The organism is Roseibium sp. RKSG952 (genome assembly GCF_009711355.1).
Window position 1 is genome coordinate 1 of record NZ_SMMF01000914.1, and the last position, 20,240, is coordinate 20,240.

A 20,240-nucleotide genomic window follows, 5' to 3' on the forward strand; every position below is an offset into this window, starting at 1 on the left:
AGCCGCACAGACCAGCAATATGCAGAGGTCTTACAAAGAAAGCGCGGCACGCATGGCGGCGACACCTTCCTTGATTGTGCCGGTGTTCTCGATCCGGATCAGGCCCGGAACGTTTTGCGGTTCCAGATCGGCATGGGTCAGCCTTGCCTCGATTTGTGCCTTGCTTTCCCGGCCTCGGGCCGCCAGCCGTTCGGCCAGCACCGGGATTGGTGCCGTGATGAGGACCACATCCACATGGGCATATTTCTCGAACGCCCTGTGAAGCGCGCGCCGCGCGCCGTTGGCAATGACTGTGCCGCCGCGCCGTATGACGTCATCGCAGGTTTGAGGCAGGACATAACCGAGGCCATGGGCGCGCCAGAACAGGGCGCAGTTTCCGTTTGTTGTGACAGCGGCATAAGCGTCTTCGGAAAGCGTGTCGTGGTCTTCACTGTCCGCATCGGCGGGACGGGTGACCTGCCGCCTTGCAAAATGGATGTCGGACCGCCCTGCGAGATCCGCTTTGAGACCGGCGATCAGCGTGTCCTTGCCGGCCCCGCTCGGGCCGACGATCAGAACCAGTCTTCCCGGACCGGCCTTGCCGTTTGACACAGGCCCGTCCGGGTTGCCGGTTTGTGGTGTCTCAGGCAACGCGCCGCCCTTCACGCCAGACACCCCGCACGATCGGAACATTGCCGACAAGCCTGACCTGAACCAGATCGGCCCGCCGCCCGGTTTCAAGTTTGCCCCGGTCATCAAGACCGATCGCTTCGGCCGGGATGGCGGTCACCTTGGCAATGGCGTCCGGCAGGGAGATGGTATCCACCTCGCTGGCCAGCTGAAACGCTGCCTGGATCAGAGAGACCGGCACATAGTCCGAAGACAGAACGTCAAGACAAGCGTTTTCGGCAAGTTCGCGGGCCGAGACGTTGCCGGAATGAGACCCGCCCCGAACCACATTGGGGGCGCCCATCAACACCGCCATGCCGGCATCGCGCGAGGCCCTGGCCGCTTCAATGGTTGTCGGAAATTCGGCAATCCGCGTGTCGAGCGCAACGGCTTCGTCGACATGGGCAAGTGTGGCGTCGTCGTGGCTTGCGACCGAGATTCCGCGGTCTTTCGCGAAGGCCGCGATTCTTTTCCGGTGCTCCGGCGCATTCTTGTCGGCGCGTTCCTGCCGTTCGACGATAAACGCATCCATTTCCGCGTCGGAAAAGCCCTTCTTGCCCTGATAATAGGCGCGGAAGGAATGCAGCGAAACGAACTGGCGTTGGCCGGGGGTGTGATCCATCAGCGAGATCAGCCGCACCCGATCATCCTCTTCAAAGACGGAGAAGGCTTCCATCACATCGGGGGCCGAGACTTCGCATCTGAGGTGGATGAAGTGATCCGCGCGCAGGCGCTGCTCATTCTGGCCGGTCTCAATGGCATCGGCCAACAAGCGCATGTCGTGATAGCGCAGGTCCGCATCCTCATCCATACCGACCCGGAGCGCGTCGAACACGGTCGTAATCCCGGCGCAGGCAATCTGGGCATCATGAGCCTGCACGGCGGAGACCGGGTTCCAGCGCACTTTCGGACGGGGGGCGTAGTGGACTTCCAGATGGTCGGTGTGCAGTTCCACCAGACCCGGCAGCAGATAGTCGCCTTCGCAATCATGGCCCGAAGTGCTGGTCGCGCCGCCGATGCCGTCGATCCGGCCATCCTGACGGCAGGTCAACGCGCCGTCGATCACCTCGTCGGCAAGCACCAGCCGGGCGTTGGTGAAGGTTTTCGGACAAGAACTCATACCTGCTCCTTGAAAAGCTGTTCACTTGCGGCGGATGGGAGCGCCGGACCTTTAAGCTGAAAGTGTGTGTGCACGTGAAAGGGCGAGCGGCGATTTTCTTCCACGTAGAGCGCAAAGCTGCCGATGGTCATTGGCTTGCCGGTTACAGTGGAAAAATGTGCCTCGGCGGCGGCTTTCAGCTTACTGCGTTCATCGTCATTTTCGACCTTGTTGCTCAAGGTCATGTGAAACCGGAAGTCTTCGAAGATGTAGGGGTAGCCCCAATCTGCCAGATTTCGGTCTTGGGCCGGTGTGAGGGGGCTTTTTCTGCGCCGCGCCAGATCTTCGCCCGCCAAGGGGGCCCGGCAAGGTTCGAAGAAGCGGACGCAGGCGGCCGCAAATGCGGAGAGTTCCGGTGAATCGGCCGCCGGAATCAAGGCGAGAAACCCGTGGAGTTCGGCGACGGTCAGACCGGAAGTCCCGAAGCCGGAGATCTGGCTCGAAAACCGCTCACATGCCTTGAGGAGGTCTGTTTCGGTAACGTCGTCGCGAAGCGAAAACGGGGCTTTCAAGGTGCCGTGAAAGCCGTAGCGGCGCGGGTCTGCCGTCAGTTCCTTCAGCCGGTCCGGCGAGAGGGTCCTGATGCGCGGTTGCTCCAGCGCGGTCCCAGCAAACGGATCACGGCCCAGCCAGCCGTTTCCCAGTGTCATCAGCGGCGTTTTCTGGTCCGCTGCAAAATAGATGGCATAACGCATTGCCTTGCGTGTCCTTCAAGTCGGGAACGGCTGGATCATGTCCTGCCGGATAATCCGGAAGCCGTGTCGATCCTGTGACACTTTCCCCATGTCTGTTGTTCAGGCCGCCTCCGCATGGAACCGGGTCACATCGATGATCCGGTCGGCGATCTCGTCCCGGACATCCTGATCATGCAAAATGCCCAGCATGGCAACGCCTTCGGCCTTTTTCTCCTCGACCAGCTCGATCACGACCCGGCGATTGGCGGCGTCAAGCGAGGCGGTCGGTTCGTCAAGCAGAAGCAGCGGATAGGGAGCAATGAACCCACGGGCGATGTTCACCCGCTGCTGCTCGCCGCCGGAAAAGGTTGCCGGCGGCAGGTCCCAGAGCCGTTCGGGAACATTGAGCCGGGCAAGCAGCAGCCGAGCCTTCCTGAGGGCAACGTCCTGTGCGGTTCCCTGAGCCATCAGGGGTTCGGCCACGACTTCGGCAGCCGGAACTCTCGGGATCACCCGCAAGAACTGGCTGACATAACCGATCGTGTTGTGCCTGAGGGAAAGGATGTCCCGCGGGGCCGCTTCGGCGACATTGACGATCCGGTCACCCACCGTGACCAGGATTTGACCCGCATCGCAGCGATAGTTGCCGTAGATCATTTTCAGGATCGAGCTTTTTCCGGCCCCCGAGGGACCGCCAAGGACGACACACTCTCCGGAATCCACGGAAAAGTCGGCATTGGCGACCACCGGGATCTCGATCCCGCCTTGCAGATGCATCGTGAAGGTCTTGCCGACGCTGTTGAGATAAAGGCGAACGGTCATGGTCTAAAGCCCTCACACCTGCAAAATGGACGAGACGAGCAGTTGGGTATAGGGCGCATGCGGATCGTCGAGCACCTGATCAGTCAGGCCGGTTTCGATCACAGCGCCCTGGCGCATCACCATGATCCGGTGCGACAGAAGCCGGGCGACGGCCAGATCGTGGGTGACTATGATCACCGACAGTCCAAGGTCCGCCACAAGCCGCCGCAACAGGTCCAGAAGCCGCGCCTGCACCGAAACATCGAGCCCGCCGGTCGGCTCGTCCATGAACACCAGACGCGGATGGGTGACCAGATTGCGGGCGATCTGCAGGCGCTGGCGCATGCCGCCGGAAAAGCTTCTGGGATCGTCATCGATCCGGTCTTCGGCAATCTCGACGCGGCCCAGCCAGTCCGTGGCGGTGTCGCGGATCGTGCCGTAATGGCGCGCGCCGACAGCCATGAGCCGTTCGCCGACATTGGCACCGGCCGAGACCGTCATGCGCAGGCCGTCGGCGGCATTTTGATGCACAAAGCCCCAGTCGGTGCGCATCAGCATGCGCCGCTCGGCTTCGGTGAGATCATAAAGGTTGCGCATGGTCCCGTCGCGCATCCGGTATTCGATCGCACCCGCAGTGGGGGCAAGCCGGGTCGACAGGCAATTGAGCAAGGTGGTCTTGCCGGAGCCGCTTTCCCCGACAATGGCCAGTACTTCGCCGGGCCAGAGATCAAACGACACGTCCTGACACCCTGTACGGCTGCCATAAAACTTCGTCACGCCATGCACCTGAAGCAGCGGCGCGGCCTGAGCCATCATGCTCATCGGGACGCCTCCACGTTGTCTTTGTCCGTGCCTGTGAGCCGTACCGCAGCCGGATCGGCGGCCATCGGGCCGGTGTGACCGTCCGTGCGCCGGGTTTCGCAGAAATCCGTATCGGAGCAGACGAACATCCGCCCGCCCTTGTCGTCGAGGATGACTTCGTCGAGATAGACGCCATCCGCGCCGCACAGGCCGCAAGGTGTGTCGAACGACTGGACTTCAAAGGGATAATCCTCGAAGTCGAGACTTTTGACCTCGGTGTAGGGCGGAATTGCATAGACTCTCTGTTCGCGGCCCGCGCCATAAAGCTGCAGCGCGGGGGATCGGTTGATCTTCGGATTGTCGAATTTCGGCGTTGGTGAGGGATCCATCACATAGCGGCCATTGACCTTGACCGGATAGGCGTAGGTCGTGGCGATATGACCGTGGCGGGAAATGTCTTCGTAGAGTTTCACATGCATGAGGCCATAATCCTCAAGGGCATGCATCTTCCGGGTTTCGGTCTCGCGCGGCTCCAGAAAGCGCAAAGGCTCCGGAATCGGGACCTGAAAGACGATGATCTGGTCTTCGCGCAAGGGTTTTTCCGGGATCCGGTGACGCGTCTGGATGATCGAGGCCCTGGAGGTTTCGAAGGTCGTTTCGACACCGGCCGTCTTTTCAAAAAAGCCGCGCAGGGAGACAGCATTGGTGGTGTCGTCCGAGCCCTGGTCGATCATTTTCAGGCAGTCGTCCCGCCCGAGGATCGAGGCTGTCACCTGAACGCCGCCGGTCCCCCAGCCATAGGGCATCGGCATTTCCCGGGAGGCGAAAGGCACCTGATAGCCGGGGATCGCGATCGCCTTGAGCAGCGCGCGGCGGATCATCCGTTTGGTCTGTTCGTCCAGGTAGGCGAAATTGTAGGCTGTATCGTTCTCGGAAATTCCGGTCATTCCGCAGCCTCCTGGACGTTTTTTTCGCTCTCCGTCCGTTTTTCGAACCATTCGGCCCGCAAACGCCTGATCAGGTCCAGTTCGGCCTGAAAGTCGACATAGTGTGGCAGCTTGAGGTGTTCGACGAACCCGGTCGCCTGAATGTTGTCGGAGTGGGACAGGACGAATTCATGGTCCTGAACCGGCGCGGTCAGGTCTTCGCCCAGCTCTTCCCAGCGCAAGGCCCGCTCCACCATGGCCATCGCCATGGCCTTGCGCTCCACCTGACCGAAAACGAGGCCGTAGCCACGGGTGAAGGCGGGCGGGGTTGTGGCCGATCCCTGAAACTGGTTGACTATCTGGCATTCGGTTACCTTGATCCGTCCGAGCGAAACCGTGAAACCGAGCTCTTCGGAATAAAACTCCACATCCACCGCGCCATAGCGGATTTCGCCGGTAAAGGGGTGGGTTCGGGCATAGCCGCGCTGGGAGGAATAGGCGAGGGCCAGCAGAAAACCCTCGTCACCGCGCGCAAGGTTTTGAAGCCGCAGGTCGCGGCCTGCGGGAAAGGACAGGGGCTCGCGGGTCAGATCGGCGACCGGGGCATCGGTTGCAGGTTCCGGATCGGGTTCGATCAGGCCTTCGTCTCCGAGAAGATCGGTCACGCGCGGCATTGCCTCGTCCCGGACCCGGCCAGCGGCCACATCTTCCGGAATGCCTTCGTCTTCGGCGGCAAGCGCAAAGTCGAGCAGACGGTGACTGTAGTCGAAGGTCGGCCCGAGCACCTGGCCGCCGGGCAAGTCCTTGAACGTTGCGGAAATCCGCCGTTCCACCAGCATCGCACCGGTCTCGACCGGTTCACTGTAGCCGAAGCGCGGCACGGTGGTGCGATAGGCCCGCATCAGGAAGGCGGCCTCGATCAGGTCGCCGCGTGCCTGCTTGATTGCGAGCGCGGCCAGACCCTCGTCATAGAGCGAGCCTTCGCCCATGACCCGGGCAACGGACAGGCTGAGCTGTTCCGCGATCTGGTCCAGCGTCAGGCCCGGAACCGAGCGGTCGCCGCGCCTTCGTTTGGCAAGCAGCTTGTGGGCATTGCCGATCGCCTTCTCGCCCCCTTTGACGGCAACATACATGTCAGGCCTCCGGCAGGGTGATTGTGGTGGAGCGGGGCAGGGCGGCAATCTTGTGCGATCCGGCAAAGACCAGGTCGACCCCGCGCGGAAACTGCGCGTTGTTGGCCTGTACCTGATGCCAGAACCCGGCGGGAACCGGCTGCGTTGCAAAGCGCTCCTGATCCTTGACGCCCGGACCTGTCAGAACCGCGTCCGGTGGTCCGGCAAACAGCTGATTGAGCAGGATGAGTGTTGCCGACCGGTCGGGATAGTCGGGACTGCCCCGATGAAAGGCGTTGAGCGGCGGCATGCTTGCCGGGTCGGCGATCAGGGCGAAGGTAGCATCGGCCGGTTCGGTAACGAGCCTTGCGCCGGTGTGAAACTTCAGAAAATCCGAGACCGGTTGTGACGCCGACAGGGTCTTGTCCAGCCAGATGGTCGTGTCGTAGTCGAAGAGTGTAAGCGCAAGGGCTGCACCTATCGGGGTCAGCGGGGCTGGGGGCGTCAGGCCGGACGGGTTGAAGTCTTGCGTCCCCCCCGGACGGGCCATCGCCATCATTACGGCCCTGAAGCAGCGCTGCGCGTCATGGACCGGGTCCGGAAACCCGGGCGCAAGGGCCGAAAGATCTGGATGGTCCGCCATGCGGGAAGCTGGTCCGGTATCCATCAATTGTCTCCCCTGACCATGGTGAAGAAATCGACCTTTGTTGCGGCGGTTTCGGCCTTCAGTCGGGCGTCGGCCTCTGCCTGCTTTTGCTCAAGCGGGGCAATCACCTCCTCTTCGATCCTTGTGCGGAAGTCCGGGCTTTGCCAAAGGGCGTCGAACAAGGCTGCATCTGCGGCCTTTTGCTTGTGGCGGCCGAGACAATAGGCACTGCCGGTTTCGCCGGTTTTCAGCCGCACCACACAGCGGGTCACGGTGACCTCTCCGAGATTGAATGGCTGGCCGCTGCCGCCAGCCTTGCCGCGAACCATGACAAGGCCGGTTTCAGGCGGCCGGACCAGGTCGAATGCGGGCAAGGCGGGCAGGCAGGCTTTCGCCGCGGCCAGGTGGGTCGGATCGGCGGCGGCGAAGGCTGCCATCGCCCTTTGGCGGGCGGCGGTGTGTGCGGATGTGTCATGAGCGGGTGATGATTGGGTCATACGCTGCCTCGGCACTGAAGGGCTCCGTCGGGACACCGTCTCCATAAACCTGATTCGTATAATTGTATAGACAAATTTTCGAATTGACTTGAAGCCGCACCGGTTCGATGACGAGGGGATGACCCGACACTTACCGCTCGACCGCGGCGCAGGCATTGCGATCTGGCGCCAGATCATGGAATGGCTGAAAGCCGAAATTGCGTCCGGAGCCTTTGCCACCGGCAGCCGCTTGCCACCCGAATCCGAGATTGCCGATCAATTCGGCGTCAACCGCCACACGGTGCGGCGCGCAATTGCGGAACTGAGCAGCGAAGGTATCTTGCGCGCGGATCAGGGCCGCGGCACCTTCGTCGCCACAACGCCCCTGAGTTACCCGATCGGAACCCGGACCCGGTTTTCCGACATCATGTCCGAACAGAATCAGACACCCGAGGGCCGCTTGCTCGGGTCCTCGCTCGAACCGGCGGATGCGTTGCGGGCAAAGTGCCTTGAGGTGCCGGCTGGCACTCCGCTGATCCGTCTGGAAACCCTCAGGATTGCAGGTGGCGTGCCGGTGATTGCCGGGACGAGCTGGTTCGAGGAACGCCGCTTTCCCGCGCTCGTGAGCGACTATGCCGAAACGGGTTCCGTGACCAAAGCAATGGCCCGGGCGGGCGTGACCGATTACACCCGCAAGGAAAGCCGGGTGTCGGCGGCGCTGGTTTCGGAGGAAGATGCCGGGCACCTTGAACTGGCGCCCGGTTCGCCTGTGCTGCTTGTTGACAGCGTCAATGTCGACGGGTTCGGCAAACCGGTCCACTGTTCCCGTTCCCGCATGGCTTCCGGCCGGATGCAGCTGGTGATCGAGAGTTGAGAATATCCGGTTTTACTTTTTGACCGGGCTCACAGCCAAAACCGCGGCGTCTTTTTCGTGTCGGTCCAGTATTCCTTTGCGTGGGTCCACATGGCGTGGGCCTGGGCTTCGTGCCAGCCGACCACAAAGCCGACCGCCTGCTGGATCGCAACCGCATCGCCCTTCTTGGGCGGCGGCATCACCAGAAGTTTTTCCGCCATGGCGACGTCATTGAGATAGCCGAACACGTCCTGCAGGCGCTTCATGCGTCGCAAGAACGGTTTCATCTCGGTCTTGGGATAGAGCGACCCGAAGAATTCGGTACCGTAACGCAGCTTTTTCAGCGCCTTGCGCATGTCATGGCGTTCGGGAATTGCGAGCTCGTCGATCCGGGCGCCATATTTCGAGACCTTCTTCCAGCGCTTTTGAAGCGCCGTTCGGGAAAAGGCGCGCACCGACTGGCCGAGCAGCGCTGTCTGACCGAAGTTCTCAGGATCCAGCCAGCCCCTTGTCTCGGTATAGGCTGCCAGATCGAACAGGAAACTGTTGATGTCCGGTTGGTTCAGATGGGATTGCAGGCTGGCGCGGCAGGCCTCGCGCATGACATTCATGTGATCAAGCAGCGCGTCGAGCTTGAGCCCCGGCGGCACGAAAGCCGAAAGCGGTGCGACGATCTCTTCCGTCAAGACATCGAGGTCGCGCAACTCTCCGGCTTCGCCCGCAAGCGCTTGCGCGGTCGCGTCCAGCCGGTCGAGTGAAACCGGATTCAGCACCGGCCGGAACATGCGAAACGCGCTGCGCAGCCGCCGCAGACCGACACGCAGTTGGTGCGGGCCTTCCGGATCGCCGCTCTCGAGCATGACCATCCGGTTGTGGGCAATCTGACCGAGGCAGGAGCGCAGGATCTGGCGATAGGCCAGTTCGACGGTCTCATCGGCGAGCAGACCAATCTCGTCCGCCAGTTTCGGCAGCTTCTGATCGTCGGTCTCGCCACCTGCGAAACGGAACCCGCGCTCGGCCTTGTTGTAGGGCGAGAACCGGAATGGCGTGTCACCGGTGATTTCGCGTGCGGCTGCAAAAAGCGGTGCGGTCGAACCGCTCTTCAGTTCCAGCTCGATCTCGGCAAAGGGCTGCGTGCGGTCCCCGGCCTTGATCTCGCCATTGTCGAAGGCAAGCTCGATCTGGGTTCCGTCGGTTTTTGACGTGATCAGGCGGGTGGTGCGCCGGATCTCGTTTTCAAAACAGGGCTCCAGCGGCTTGTCGCCAATGGTTTTGGTCAACACCTCCAGAACGTCCGGGTCTGAAATGACCGAGAAATCGATATTGGGGCCGGTGACCGGGTGTTCCGCCTCGATCGGGCTCGACAGCGGTCCGTGCATGCCCGTGCCGAGTTTGGCCGTCTGCACCCAGCTGCGGCCGCTCTTTCGCACGCGCAGCGAGATTTTCGCGGCCCTGAGATCCTGATCCGGTGTATCGAAATAGATCGACTGCAGCGTGCGCGTGGTCGCACGTCCGGACGTGAAGCCTGAATAGGTGCCGTTCTTCTTCAGCCCCTCCAGCGCTTCGGGTGAGATGTCGAGCTTGAGCTCGATTTCCTTGCCTGCCTTGCTCATGAGCCATTTCTAGCCAAGGGCCATTTGCATGTCCAGAATAAGCGCACAATTTGCGCTTTATTGGGCTATGCGGTTTTGACGCGGTGCGTGTGCCTTTGTTGTGGCCATGTTCTCATGTGAATTTTGTGCGATTGCGGCGGGACGATCTTGCATCCGGGTCAAACAGCGTGATAAGAGGCGCCCTCGGTGTCAGTTGCCCCTCTGGCGGAACTGGTAGACGCGCGGGATTCAAAATCCCGTTCCTTCGGGAGTGCCGGTTCGATTCCGGCGGGGGGCACCACTATCTTTCCAAAAGCGCTCAATCTTTTCGCTGTGTGCATTCCGCTGCGGCGGATGACGTTTTTGAGGTGACACCGCCGGGGGACAAGGGTAAGGAAGCGCCATGTTGCGACGCCTTTATGACTGGACACTGTCCCTCGCTGCCGGACCGCGCGCCCCTGCCGCGCTCGGCACCGTTTCCTTTGTTGAAAGCTCGGTCTTTCCGCTTCCGCCCGACTTGCTTCTGATTCCGATGGTCATCGCCAAGCGGGACCGCGCCTGGTGGTTTGCCGCACTTTGCACGGTGGCCTCGGTTGCCGGTGGTGTGCTGGGCTACTTTCTCGGCATGTTCCTGTTCGAGCAAGTGGCCGAACCGGTGCTGGCCTTTTACGGCAAACTGCACTGGCTGCAGGAATTTTCCACTGTCTTCAACGACTGGGGGTGGTGGTTTGTGTTTATTGCCGGACTGACGCCGTTTCCCTACAAGGTGATTACCATCGCATCCGGAGCCGCGGGCCTCAGCCTGCCGGTTTTCATTGTCGCGAGCCTTGTATCGCGCGGCCTGCGGTTCTTTATCGTGGCTGCGCTGCTCTACATGTTCGGCCCGCCGATCCGGGATTTCATTGAGAAGCGCCTCGGGCTGATGTTCACCCTGTTTGTGGTGTTGCTGGTTGGCGGTTTTGCGGCCTTGAAAGTCATCTGAGAAGCTGGAGACCGAGATGATGGGTGCAACGGCAAAAGGTCAGGCCAATGCCATCGCGGCTCTTCTGATCCTTGCGGGTCTGGTGGCGATCGGCACCGCCTGGGGCTTCGAGTTGATTGGCGGCTATGCTCCTTGCAAGCTGTGCCTTGAGCAGCGCGTACCTTACTACATCGGTCTGCCGCTGGCGCTGGCCTCGCTTTACCTGTCCCTGAAAGGACGGTCGGGCCTGGCCGCGCTGGGGTTTGTTCTGGTTGCGGCTGTCTTTGCCTATGGCGGCGGGCTTGGCGTCTATCAGTCCGGGGCCGAGTGGGGTTTTTGGGCAGGCCCGAGCGATTGCGGTGGTGGCGCGGCCGCCCCGGCTTCTGCGGCGGACATGTTGTCGGCCCTGCAAACGACGCGCGTGGTCAGTTGTACGGAAGCCAGCTGGCGGTTTCTGGGTCTGTCCTTTGCAGGCTGGAATGCCTTCGTGTCTGGCGGACTTGCGGTGCTGGGGCTGATTGCGGCACTCTTGTCGCTCAAGGCAAGGAAGGCCAGAGTGGCATGAGCAAACCGGACCATGAGAAAAAGCGTCAGGATGCCCTGAGGGCGATTGATCGCGTTCAGGCGGAAAGCGAAACCATCGGCTCGTCGACTTTCGTCCGGATGGCACACCGGGCGACCGGTCATCTGGGGGCGTCCGACAAGGATCAGGACGACAAGATCGAGGTCTGGGGCACCCGCATTGGCAGGGTTGCAGGTCTGATTTTCGCGATCGGCCTGATTATATATCTGGCTGTAACATATTTTTAGGGCTGACGCCGCCGCTTGGCCGAAAACCTGATCACGACATAGGTCTGACAGTGTCCGGGTACCGGCGCGCTGTCGGAAACAATTCATTTGGGAGGAAGCCTCATGGCTTCAATGCATCCGTTCAGATCGGACTGGAGTGACCGGCGTGCGCCGGCGCTGGACGTGTTTCAGGCGATTGCAAGCGAAGTTCTCGCCAATATGCCGGACGAGTTTCTGGCCATGTGCGGCAACATCGAAATCCGCATGACCGAATATGCGCAAGACGAGATGCTCGATTCGCTTGGCATTGAAGATCCGAATGATCTTCTCGGCCTGTTTCAGGGGCGCGGACTGGCGCAGGGAGCGGCCGAGTTGCACACCGGCCAGATGCCGAACCGGATCTGGTTGTTCCGCCGCCCGATCCTGGATTACTGGGCCGCCGGGGAGGACACGCTGGGCGAAGTGGTCGCGCATGTCCTGATCCATGAAATCGGCCATCATTTCGGCCTGTCTGACGACGACATGGAGCAGATCGAGGCTGCGGCCGACTGATTTCCGGCCGCAACCCGTTTTTTTCTTGAGGCGTGCTGCTTATTCGGCAGCTTCCTTGGTGGCACGTTCAATCGATTCCACGATCAGTTTCTTGGCCGCATCAGCGCCCTCGATTCCCGTGACCTTGACCCACTTGCCCGGTTCCAGATCCTTGTAGTGCTCGAAGAAATGCTTGACCTGGTCGAGCATGATCTGCGGCAGTTGCGACGCATCCTGAAAATGGTCGTAGCGGGTTGTCAGCTTGCTGACCGGAAACGCGAGGATCTTTTCGTCGACGCCGGACTCGTCTTCCATGACCAGAACGCCGACGGCCCGGCAGGCCATGACGGCACCTGGAACGATCGGCCGCTGGTTGAGTACGATGACATCCATCGGGTCGCCATCACCGCACAGGGTGTGCGGGATGAAGCCATAGTTCCCCGGGTACCGCATCGGAGTGTAGAGGAACCGGTCGACGAACATCGCCCCGGCGTCCTTGTCCATTTCGTATTTGATGGGTTCGCCGCCGACGGGAACTTCAATGATGACGTTAAAGTCTTCCGGCGGGTTCTTGCCGATCGGCACAGCATCGATGCGCATTTGGCTTAGCTCCTATTGACTGTCCCGGCTCCTATTGCAGCCCGAAGAGGGAAGCGCAAGCCCCAAAAACGGCGCGTTTCATGAATATGTCTTCAGGTGGCGCGCTGTCTTTGCGCGGCCGGGATTTTCCCGCCCAAAATGCGGATGGCCAACGGGAAAAGAGTATTGTGTATTGTTTCGATGGCCGGTTTCGAGGTCTTGTTTGCGGTATACTCTGTCAGTGCTACGGGCAAGGGAAATGCCTATTGCCGCGGCCATGCATAGATCGACAGGTCGATGCGTTTGCCGGCACTTCGGTACCAGCTTCTTGCGACAAGCTGGCCGCCAAGGGCCCGGTAAAAGTGCCGGGCCGGCTGATTGTCACTCAAGACCTTGACCGCAAGCCCCTCGAAACCGCGGCGAGACAGTTCGCTCCGGACCTTTGAGAAAAGCGCCCGGCCGAACCCGAGCCCCTGGTATTCCGGCCTGAGATAAAGTTCGTAGACCTCGCCGCGCGCTGCCATGTTGTTCAGCCTGCAAGGTCCGTAATAGGCGTATCCCGCCGGTTCCTCCGCAACTTCGAGCAGCTTGATGGCCGCGCCGCTGACGAGGGCGTCAAACCAGAAACTGGCTCCCCGGCGCGAGATCATGCGCTGCAATTCAACACCGTTGAGCAGGCCGCGATAGGCCCCCAGCCAGGCCGCATTGTGAATGGCGGCGAGGGCTTCGCAATCTGCCGGGCGTGCCGGACGAATGTCGATCAGCTCGGTGCTCATGACAGACATGCTGGCACGGCGCGAGGTTTTCGAAAAGACGCAATTTTGCGCATGGGCGCTATGGCCGGATGCCGTCTTCAACGGAAAAGGGCCGGCGTAAAGCCGACCCTTCAGTTGCCCTAATGTATTACGCTGTACACAAGCTTGAGGGGATGTTCAGGTCCCGGGGGGCTGGGGGGCTAATGCGTTCCGGTTCCCGAACTCCTCAAACCCATCAGGGTATGGAGGAACTATGAAATTGCAAAGTGGCTCGCCAAGGGCCGGATTACGGCAAAATCATGATTTTAATGAGGGATTCCCGCCGCAAATCTTTCCGCAGCATGGCTGGAAGGATATTTTGCTGTCAAAGCGATGACGCAGGGTGTTTCGCCCCTTGCCAAAGGCTCAAGCGGCGGCGCATCATGACTGCGGGTCATCGGACCTCACCCAACGCCCGAATAAGGAGGGGGTATGAGCGAAGCCGACGAGAACGCAAATATGCGGGGCGCGAAGCCTCTGGCCGCAACGGCTTCAGCGCCTGCCTTCCATCCGCCCGCCAAACCCGTGGTCGCCTTCAACCGCAAAGAACTGGACGTTATCCTGCGCCTTTATGGCCGCAAGGTCGCAGAAGGCGAGTGGCGGGACTATGCGATGGATCTCTTGAAGGATCGCGCGGTTTTTTCGGTGTTCAGGCGCAGTTCCGAGATGCCGCTATACCGGATCGAGAAGGATCCGAAACTTGCCAGGCGTCAGGGGGTTTACTCCGTGGTTGCAACCGGGGGCATGATCCTCAAGCGTGGACACGATCTTGCACAGGTCTTGAAGGTTCTGGACAAGAAGAAGCACTTGCGGCTCGTCGAGGCCTGACCCGAGCCGTTCTGAGTGGGTCTCATGTTATTGAGAAGCCGTTGAAACGGTACCGTACGGGAACGGACCGGTGCCATTTTCCAGTTACATGCGCCATTGCGACATAACAAAAAGCCCGGCACGATGGCCGGGCTTTTCATGTGTGTTTCGCTGGCGCTTAGTCGCGGTTGCCAAACAACTGCAGCAGCATCAGGAACAGGTTGATAAAGTCGAGGTAGAGACGCAGGGCGCCCATGACCGACTTCTTCGTTGCGACTTCGCTGCTGTCGCCTTCGTAGTACATTTCCTTGATCTGCTGGGTGTCATAAGCGGTCAGGCCAGCAAAGACCAGAACGCCGACGACGGAGATGGCGAACTGCAGCGCGCTGGACGCCAGGAAAATGTTCACCAGCGACGCAATCACGACACCGATCAGGCCCATGAACAGGAATGAGCCCCACGCAGACAGGTCCTTCTTGGTGGAGTAGCCGAACAGGCTCAATGCGCCGAAGGAGGCAGCGGTGATGAAGAACACGCGTGCAATCGATGCTCCGGTGTAAACTAGGAAGATCGACGACAGGGAAATTCCCATCAGGGCCGCGTATACCATGAACATGGTCCGGGCACCGGAGGCGCTCATGGACTGGATCCGGAAGGACAGCCACAGCACCATGCCGAGTGGCGCGAGCATTACCACCCACTTCAGCGGCGAACCGTAAAGCGCGACACCCAGTTGTGTCAGCATCATGCCGTTGGGCAGCTGCGCGACGGCATCAGCCTGATTGCTGGTGACTGCGAGCATGAGCGTGCCGAGCGCAAACAGACCGGTCAGCGCAAGGCCGAAGGTCATGTAGTTGTAGACGCCCAGCATGTAGGAGCGCAGGCCCTGATCAATGCCGGCCTCGGCGCGCGTGCCGGCGGCCGCATAGGGCGCCTGTGTGTTCCGATCAAAGGTCGACATGTTTTTCGATTGTCCCTCTCGTGGTTATAGCGTCATGGGCAATCTGACCCACAACAGTCCTGCGCTAGAATATGGGAAAACCCGGACCGGCGCACAAGGTACCTGCATGAAAAAAACGTAAGGTATTTGTACGCCGCAACCGGAGAGGGCAGGGAGCCGGACGTTTTACCGCATGGCCTTCAGGCGGGATGCGATCTGCCGGTCACATGTGCCGTAGGGAGTACGCACGATTTCCTCGGCCTTGAAATCCAGAATTTCCTTGGTCTGATCGCGCATGTCCGCCTGGGTCACTCCGGGCTTGAACCACTGCAGCACGGCATAGTCACCGCCGGCATCGGTCAGGAACGCAACCGGTTTGCCGTCCTGTGAAATGCCCAGCCGGCCGACGCGGACCGGTTCAACGGACACCCGGCGGGTTTCGCCGTCGATCTTCAGGCTGTCCTGATCGATATGCAGGCTTTTCAGGGTCGAACCTGCCGTTCCGGCCCAGCTGCCATAGAGCTTGGCACCGTTTTCCTCGACAGACAAGCAGGACTTCATGTGGTTGACCAGGGACAAGCGTGTCGCCGAAGCCTCCATCGGGGTCTTGCCCTTCTCGGCAATGGTCAGCTTCATCGAGGTGTTGCCGGTCCGGTAGACGCGCAGGCCAACGGGCGTGTAGCCCTTGTCGCCGATGGTCCGGGTGTAGAAGTCGAACTGGTTGGTGTCGTTGGTACCTGCCCGGCGATAGAGCCAGCGCTTGGGCAGACCGTGCTCGAACACCAGCCAGTCGCTGATAACCAGGCCTTCGGCGCCTGCTTCGGTGTTGAGCTGCCATACGCCGGTGTGGAACGGGCTGTCAGCGGCTGCCGTGCCGGCCAGTCCGATGGTCGCGGTGGCCGCGACAACTGCACCGGCCGCAAGGCGCTTGAAAGAATTCAACAAATTGTCGTATCGCATGAAGGTCCTGCCCCCTTAGATGGATCTGATCCGGATTGGACAGCCTCATCGGGTAGGGGACGAAGATTGTGCGAAGCTTGCCCGTGTGACACTCACAGGTTGCGCAAGACAGGTGCCGGTTTTTCTCCGAGCACCTTCCAGGTGCCGATCAGGCCGAACCCGACGGTCAGGATCAAAGCGATGGCTGCCGCCGAAACCGCTGTCACCGGCAGGAAGACGAAGTCCCCGCCCATGATCTGCGTCACCACATACCAGGCCGCCACTCCACCGGCGAAAAGCGCAAAGACCGCCGTTGCAAGCCCCAGCATGGCATATTCCAGCGCATAGGCGGTGATCAGACGGCGCCGGGTCGCCCCCAGGGTTTTCAGGATCACCGCGTCATAGATCCGGTTCCGGTGCCCGGCCGCAAGCGCGCCTGCCAATACCAGAATGCTCGCAATCAGCGTGACGGATGAGGCTCCCCGGATCGCCCAGGCGAGCTGGGCGACCAGATCGTTGACCTGCGAGATGGCGTCCTTGACCCGGATCGTCGTCACGGTTGGAAAGGCATTGGACACCGTCCTCAGCAGGCCCAATTCTTCCGCAGGCGGCACGGGGTGGTCCCATCCGAGTGTCATCAGATAGGCGTGCGGGGCACCGGCAAAGGTGTTCGGAGAGAAGATCATCACGAAATTGATGCCGAGCGACTCCCATTCGATATGCCGTGTGTTGGCAATCTTGGCCGTCAATTGCCGCCCAAGTACATTGAGCGTGATTTCGTCGCCGATGGCGAGCCCAAGCTCCCGAACCGCTTCCTCCTCGAACGAAACGAGAGGCGGGCCGGTATAGTTTTCCGGCCACCATTCGCCCTGAACCAGGGTCGCATTTTCCGGCAGCTTTTCTTCATAGGTGATGCCGCGGTCGCCGCGCAGGATCCAGCCGGAGCCGCCGGACGTGTCATATTGATCTGCCGGAATGCCTCTCAGGCTGGTGATCCGTCCGCGCAGCATCGGCACGCTCTGGATATCGGCGCCGGGGGCATCAGCGGTCAGCAGGTCGCGGAAGGCGTCGCGTTCAGTGTTCTGGATGTCGACAAAGAAGAAGCTCGGTGCATCATCGGCCATCGTGGTGGTGAGTTCCCGGCGCAAATTGCCGTCAATCAGCGCCAGAGCGACCAGAAGGGACAGGCCGAGGCCGAGCGACAGCACCACGGACGGCGTCAGTGCGCCGGGCCGGTGCACATTGGCAATGGCAAGGCGGAGTTCTGTCGAGCGGACGCCGGGCACGCGCCGGGCAACTGCCATGATGCCGCGGGCGACCAGCGCCAGCAGAACAAAAGCACCGGCAGAAGCGGTGACATAGACGGTCGCCAGCGTCTTGCTTGAGGCCATCAGGATGGCAATTCCGGCGAGCAGCAGAACCGTGACCGCTGTTGCTGTCAGATAGCGTTTGCGCGGCAGTTTGGCCCCCGAGGACACCAAATCCCGGAAAAGGGCTGTCGGAGGCACGTCATGGGCCCGCCCGAGCGGCCAGAGCGCAAACGCAAGTGCCGTCAGAAATCCATAGAACAGGCCAAGGCCCAGTTCTGCCGGATAGATTCCGGCCGCAAGCTTGACCGGCAATACGTTCGACAGGGCCGCACCGGCTGCGAAGGGCACGATCGCACCGATCACAAGACCGGCGGCAATCCCGATCCCGGCCAGCAACAGCATCTGGATCAGGTAGATCTGGAACACGAAGCCGCCGGTTGCTCCAAGGCACTTGAAGCTGGCAATAACCTCGCGCTTCGTCTCCAGATAGGCACGGATGGCGTTGGCGACACCCACACCGCCCACCACCAGCGCGGTGAGGCCGACAAGGGTGAGGAATTGCGCGAACCGGTCGATGCTGCGTTGCAGCCCGGGCGCGGCGTTCGCACGCGACCGTATCCGCCAGCCCGCATCCGGTTGCGCGGACTTGGCTTCGTCAATCACCGAGATCAGCTGTTCGTCCGTTGGTGCACGGGCGAGTTTGACCCGGTAATGCCAGCGCACGAGGCTGCCCGGCTGAACCAGACCGGTGCCGGGCAGTGCCTGATCGGAGATCATCAGCCGGGGCCCGAACTCCATTCCGCCTGCCAGCTTGTCCGGCTCGGCGGTGAGCACATCTGTGACGCGGACCGTTTCGCGGCCGATTGTCAGCGTGTCGCCGACTGAAATATTGAGCCGCGCGAGAAGCGACATGTCGGCGGCGGCACCCCAGATGCCGCCCTGTTCGGAAAGGGCTTCCTGAAGCGGGCGCCCGCTTTCGACGGTCACGTTGCCGTAGAGCGGGTAATTGGCCCCGACCGCTTTCAACTCGACAAGGGCTTGCTCGTCTGTTTGCGGCCGTCTGGCCATGGCGCGCAAGGTGGCGACTTGCGAGACCTCGCCAAGGCTCTTCAAATACACAAGCTCGTCCGGTGTTGCCTCGCGGTGAACCAGTGAAAACGACAAGTCGCCGCCCAGAATAGCCTGCCCTTCGGCGGAAATTCCTTCGACCAGCGCGCGGGACAGGGAATTGACCCCCGAAATCGCGGCGACGCCAAGGGCGATGCAGGCGATGAAAATGTAAAACCCGCGAATGCCGCCGCGCAACTCACGCAAGGCAAAGCGCAAGGCAAGGGCCGGTCCGGGTTTGGCTGCCGGTGCGACAAAACCGTTCATGCCTGCGCTCCCGCACCCGCCATGGCGCGGGGCTGGCCCCAATCCTCGATTTCACCGGAGCGAACACGCACCGTTCTGGCGCATTGAGCCGCAAGTCCCGGGTCATGGGTGACGAGCACCAAAGTGGTGCCCCGGGCTTCCTGGGCGCGGAACATCAACTCGACGATCTGGTTGCCCGTTGTTTCGTCAAGGTTCCCGGTCGGTTCGTCCGCGATCAGAATTGCGGGTTCCACGACCAGCGCGCGGGCAACGGCGACGCGTTGCTGTTCGCCTCCTGACATTTGTGCCGGATAATGATGAAGCCGGTGGCCGAGACCAACGGCTTCCAGTTCCGCCTGCGCCTTGGAAAAAGCGGCGGTGTCGCCTGCAAGCTCAAGCGGCACGGCAACGTTCTCAAGCGCGGTCATGTTCGGAACCAGATGAAACGACTGGAAAATGATCCCGACATTCTGGCCGCGGAACTGCGCAAGCTGGTCTTCGGACAAGGGGCCAAGCTCCGTGCCTGCAACATGAACAGTGCCCTTGTCGGCCCGCTCAAGCCCGGCCATCACCATCAAGAGCGTCGATTTTCCCGATCCCGAAGGTCCGACCAGCCCGACCGATGTCCCCGGTTCGATTTCGAGGTCGATACCCTTCAGAATATGCACCTTGCCAGCGCCGTCGCCGAGTGTCAGATGAACATCTTTCAACGCTATTGCTGGTCCGCTTGCCATAATCGATCCTATATTGGTTTTTCGTCGGTGCCCGTTGCGGTTTACGCAGTTGGGCGGCAACAGGATTTCCCGAGAAGCTCCGACTTCAAATGATGTGAACTTACACGTCCGCGTTGATATGGGACACAGAAAGAAGGCCTTCCAGCCCCATGGTTTTGAGAAAAATGTATCAAACTGTATTGGCCGGCGCCGTCTTGTTTGGCGTCAGTGCGGCCGGCGAAGCAATGGCCGATCCCCTCAAGATCGTGGTGCTTGGCGACAGCCTGTCGGCCGGGTACCAGTTGCCGCCGGACCAGGCGTTCCCGGAACAGCTTGAACAGGCGCTCATCGACCGGGGGCATGACGTGGAAGTGGTCAATGCCGGTGTGTCCGGCGACACGTCCTCGGGAGGCTTGTCGCGGCTGGACTGGTCGGTCGGGCCGGATGTTGATGCCGTGATCCTGGAACTCGGTGCCAATGATGCCCTGCGCGGCATCCCGCCTCAGAAAACCCGCGAGAATCTCGACGAGATCGTCAGCCGTCTGAGCGCGCGCGGGGTGGATGTTCTGGTGACCGGCATGATGGCGCCGCGCAATCTGGGTGAGGATTATGCCGCCCGGTTCGACCCGATTTTCGGTCAGGTCGCAGAGAAAAACGATGCTTTGCATTATCCGTTTTTCCTTGAAGGTGTCGCGATGGATCCGTCCCTCAATCTGGCTGACGGGATCCATCCGACAGGCGAGGGTGTTTCCGTGATCGTGGAGAATGTGCTACCCCACGTGGAACAACTTATCACCCGCGCCGGGTCGTCCTGACAGCGCGGGCTCAGCCCGACA

The 20,240-nt window shown here is 61.1% G+C and carries 23 protein-coding genes and 1 tRNA gene; 8 read left to right on the forward strand and 16 right to left on the reverse strand.

Annotation, left to right across the window (positions count from 1 at the left end):
• Positions 1 to 30: 30 nt before the first annotated feature.
• From phnN to phnG, 9 genes are all read right to left on the reverse strand, one after another.
• Entirely contained in the window at positions 31 to 630 is a 600-nt protein-coding gene (gene phnN / locus E1297_RS19445) for a phosphonate metabolism protein/1,5-bisphosphokinase (PRPP-forming) PhnN (protein WP_209015872.1), read from the reverse strand.
• Positions 623 to 1,768, reverse strand: coding sequence for an alpha-D-ribose 1-methylphosphonate 5-triphosphate diphosphatase (locus tag E1297_RS19450; protein ID WP_155141327.1), 1,146 nt, complete (start codon positions 1,766 to 1,768; stop codon positions 623 to 625). Before E1297_RS19450 ends, phnN begins: the two co-directional genes overlap by 8 nt.
• Entirely contained in the window at positions 1,765 to 2,502 is a 738-nt protein-coding gene (locus E1297_RS19455; RefSeq protein ID WP_155141329.1) for a DUF1045 domain-containing protein, read from the reverse strand. The genes E1297_RS19450 and E1297_RS19455 overlap by 4 nt, the downstream gene beginning before the upstream one ends.
• Before the next feature lie 99 nt (positions 2,503 to 2,601).
• On the reverse strand, positions 2,602 to 3,303 hold the full coding sequence (phnL, locus tag E1297_RS19460; protein ID WP_155141331.1) for a phosphonate C-P lyase system protein PhnL: 702 nt from the start codon (positions 3,301 to 3,303) through the stop codon (positions 2,602 to 2,604).
• Between the two features lie 12 nt (positions 3,304 to 3,315).
• Positions 3,316 to 4,104: a phosphonate C-P lyase system protein PhnK gene (phnK, locus tag E1297_RS19465; protein ID WP_155141333.1), complete on the reverse strand. Its 789-nt coding sequence runs from the start codon at positions 4,102 to 4,104 to the stop codon at positions 3,316 to 3,318.
• Positions 4,101 to 5,030 (reverse strand): alpha-D-ribose 1-methylphosphonate 5-phosphate C-P-lyase PhnJ, encoded by a 930-nt coding sequence (locus E1297_RS19470; RefSeq protein WP_155141335.1) that lies wholly within the window; start codon positions 5,028 to 5,030, stop codon positions 4,101 to 4,103. Before E1297_RS19470 ends, phnK begins: the two co-directional genes overlap by 4 nt.
• Positions 5,027 to 6,142, reverse strand: coding sequence for a carbon-phosphorus lyase complex subunit PhnI (locus E1297_RS19475; RefSeq protein ID WP_155141337.1), 1,116 nt, complete (start codon positions 6,140 to 6,142; stop codon positions 5,027 to 5,029). Before E1297_RS19475 ends, E1297_RS19470 begins: the two co-directional genes overlap by 4 nt.
• Before the next feature lies 1 nt (position 6,143).
• Complete coding sequence (gene phnH, locus E1297_RS19480; protein WP_155141339.1) at positions 6,144 to 6,788, reverse strand: phosphonate C-P lyase system protein PhnH; 645 nt, start codon at positions 6,786 to 6,788, stop codon at positions 6,144 to 6,146.
• Positions 6,788 to 7,264, reverse strand: a complete 477-nt coding sequence (phnG, locus tag E1297_RS19485) for a phosphonate C-P lyase system protein PhnG (RefSeq protein WP_155141341.1) — start codon at positions 7,262 to 7,264, stop codon at positions 6,788 to 6,790. Before phnG ends, phnH begins: the two co-directional genes overlap by 1 nt.
• Positions 7,265 to 7,382: 118 nt before the next feature.
• Here phnG and phnF point away from each other — a divergent pair, with 118 nt between their 5' ends.
• Positions 7,383 to 8,117, forward strand: coding sequence for a phosphonate metabolism transcriptional regulator PhnF (gene phnF / locus E1297_RS19490; RefSeq protein ID WP_155141343.1), 735 nt, complete (start codon positions 7,383 to 7,385; stop codon positions 8,115 to 8,117).
• A gap of 29 nt (positions 8,118 to 8,146) precedes the next feature.
• Here phnF and E1297_RS19495 read toward each other — a convergent pair whose 3' ends face one another.
• Positions 8,147 to 9,709 (reverse strand): CYTH and CHAD domain-containing protein, encoded by a 1,563-nt coding sequence (locus tag E1297_RS19495; protein ID WP_155141345.1) that lies wholly within the window; start codon positions 9,707 to 9,709, stop codon positions 8,147 to 8,149.
• 195 nt (positions 9,710 to 9,904) lie between these two features.
• Between E1297_RS19495 and E1297_RS19500 the strand changes: the two genes are divergently transcribed.
• From E1297_RS19500 to E1297_RS19520, 5 genes are all read left to right on the forward strand, one after another.
• A tRNA-Leu gene (locus tag E1297_RS19500) sits at positions 9,905 to 9,989 on the forward strand.
• A gap of 102 nt (positions 9,990 to 10,091) precedes the next feature.
• Complete coding sequence (locus E1297_RS19505; RefSeq protein WP_155141347.1) at positions 10,092 to 10,670, forward strand: YqaA family protein; 579 nt, start codon at positions 10,092 to 10,094, stop codon at positions 10,668 to 10,670.
• A 16-nt stretch (positions 10,671 to 10,686) separates the two neighbouring features.
• Entirely contained in the window at positions 10,687 to 11,214 is a 528-nt protein-coding gene (locus E1297_RS19510; RefSeq protein ID WP_209015873.1) for a disulfide bond formation protein B, read from the forward strand.
• Positions 11,211 to 11,459, forward strand: a complete 249-nt coding sequence (locus tag E1297_RS19515) for a hypothetical protein (RefSeq protein WP_155141349.1) — start codon at positions 11,211 to 11,213, stop codon at positions 11,457 to 11,459. The genes E1297_RS19510 and E1297_RS19515 overlap by 4 nt, the downstream gene beginning before the upstream one ends.
• Positions 11,460 to 11,561: 102 nt before the next feature.
• Positions 11,562 to 11,990 (forward strand): metallopeptidase family protein, encoded by a 429-nt coding sequence (locus tag E1297_RS19520; RefSeq protein ID WP_155141351.1) that lies wholly within the window; start codon positions 11,562 to 11,564, stop codon positions 11,988 to 11,990.
• Between the two features lie 39 nt (positions 11,991 to 12,029).
• On the opposite strand, the gene ppa is transcribed toward E1297_RS19520, so the two are convergent.
• Entirely contained in the window at positions 12,030 to 12,569 is a 540-nt protein-coding gene (gene ppa / locus E1297_RS19525) for an inorganic diphosphatase (protein WP_155141353.1), read from the reverse strand.
• Positions 12,570 to 12,811: 242 nt separating this feature from the next.
• On the reverse strand, positions 12,812 to 13,324 hold the full coding sequence (locus E1297_RS19530) for a GNAT family N-acetyltransferase (RefSeq protein WP_155141355.1): 513 nt from the start codon (positions 13,322 to 13,324) through the stop codon (positions 12,812 to 12,814).
• 450 nt (positions 13,325 to 13,774) lie between these two features.
• Between E1297_RS19530 and E1297_RS19535 the strand changes: the two genes are divergently transcribed.
• Positions 13,775 to 14,170, forward strand: coding sequence for a DUF2794 domain-containing protein (locus E1297_RS19535; RefSeq protein WP_155141357.1), 396 nt, complete (start codon positions 13,775 to 13,777; stop codon positions 14,168 to 14,170).
• 157 nt (positions 14,171 to 14,327) lie between these two features.
• Here the strand turns inward: E1297_RS19535 and E1297_RS19540 are convergent, their stop codons facing one another.
• The 4 genes from E1297_RS19540 to E1297_RS19555 all read right to left on the reverse strand — a co-directional run bounded on the left by E1297_RS19540 (position 14,328) and on the right by E1297_RS19555 (position 19,425).
• Complete coding sequence (locus E1297_RS19540) at positions 14,328 to 15,110, reverse strand: Bax inhibitor-1/YccA family protein (protein WP_155141359.1); 783 nt, start codon at positions 15,108 to 15,110, stop codon at positions 14,328 to 14,330.
• A gap of 165 nt (positions 15,111 to 15,275) precedes the next feature.
• Complete coding sequence (locus E1297_RS19545; RefSeq protein WP_155141362.1) at positions 15,276 to 16,049, reverse strand: hypothetical protein; 774 nt, start codon at positions 16,047 to 16,049, stop codon at positions 15,276 to 15,278.
• A gap of 92 nt (positions 16,050 to 16,141) precedes the next feature.
• Entirely contained in the window at positions 16,142 to 18,712 is a 2,571-nt protein-coding gene (locus tag E1297_RS19550; protein WP_155141364.1) for an ABC transporter permease, read from the reverse strand.
• Entirely contained in the window at positions 18,709 to 19,425 is a 717-nt protein-coding gene (locus tag E1297_RS19555; protein WP_155141366.1) for an ABC transporter ATP-binding protein, read from the reverse strand. The genes E1297_RS19550 and E1297_RS19555 overlap by 4 nt, the downstream gene beginning before the upstream one ends.
• A gap of 224 nt (positions 19,426 to 19,649) precedes the next feature.
• Here E1297_RS19555 and E1297_RS19560 point away from each other — a divergent pair, with 224 nt between their 5' ends.
• A complete protein-coding gene (locus E1297_RS19560) occupies positions 19,650 to 20,219 on the forward strand; it encodes an arylesterase (RefSeq protein WP_368669618.1) in 570 nt (189 codons plus the stop codon).
• Positions 20,220 to 20,240: the final 21 nt, after the last annotated feature.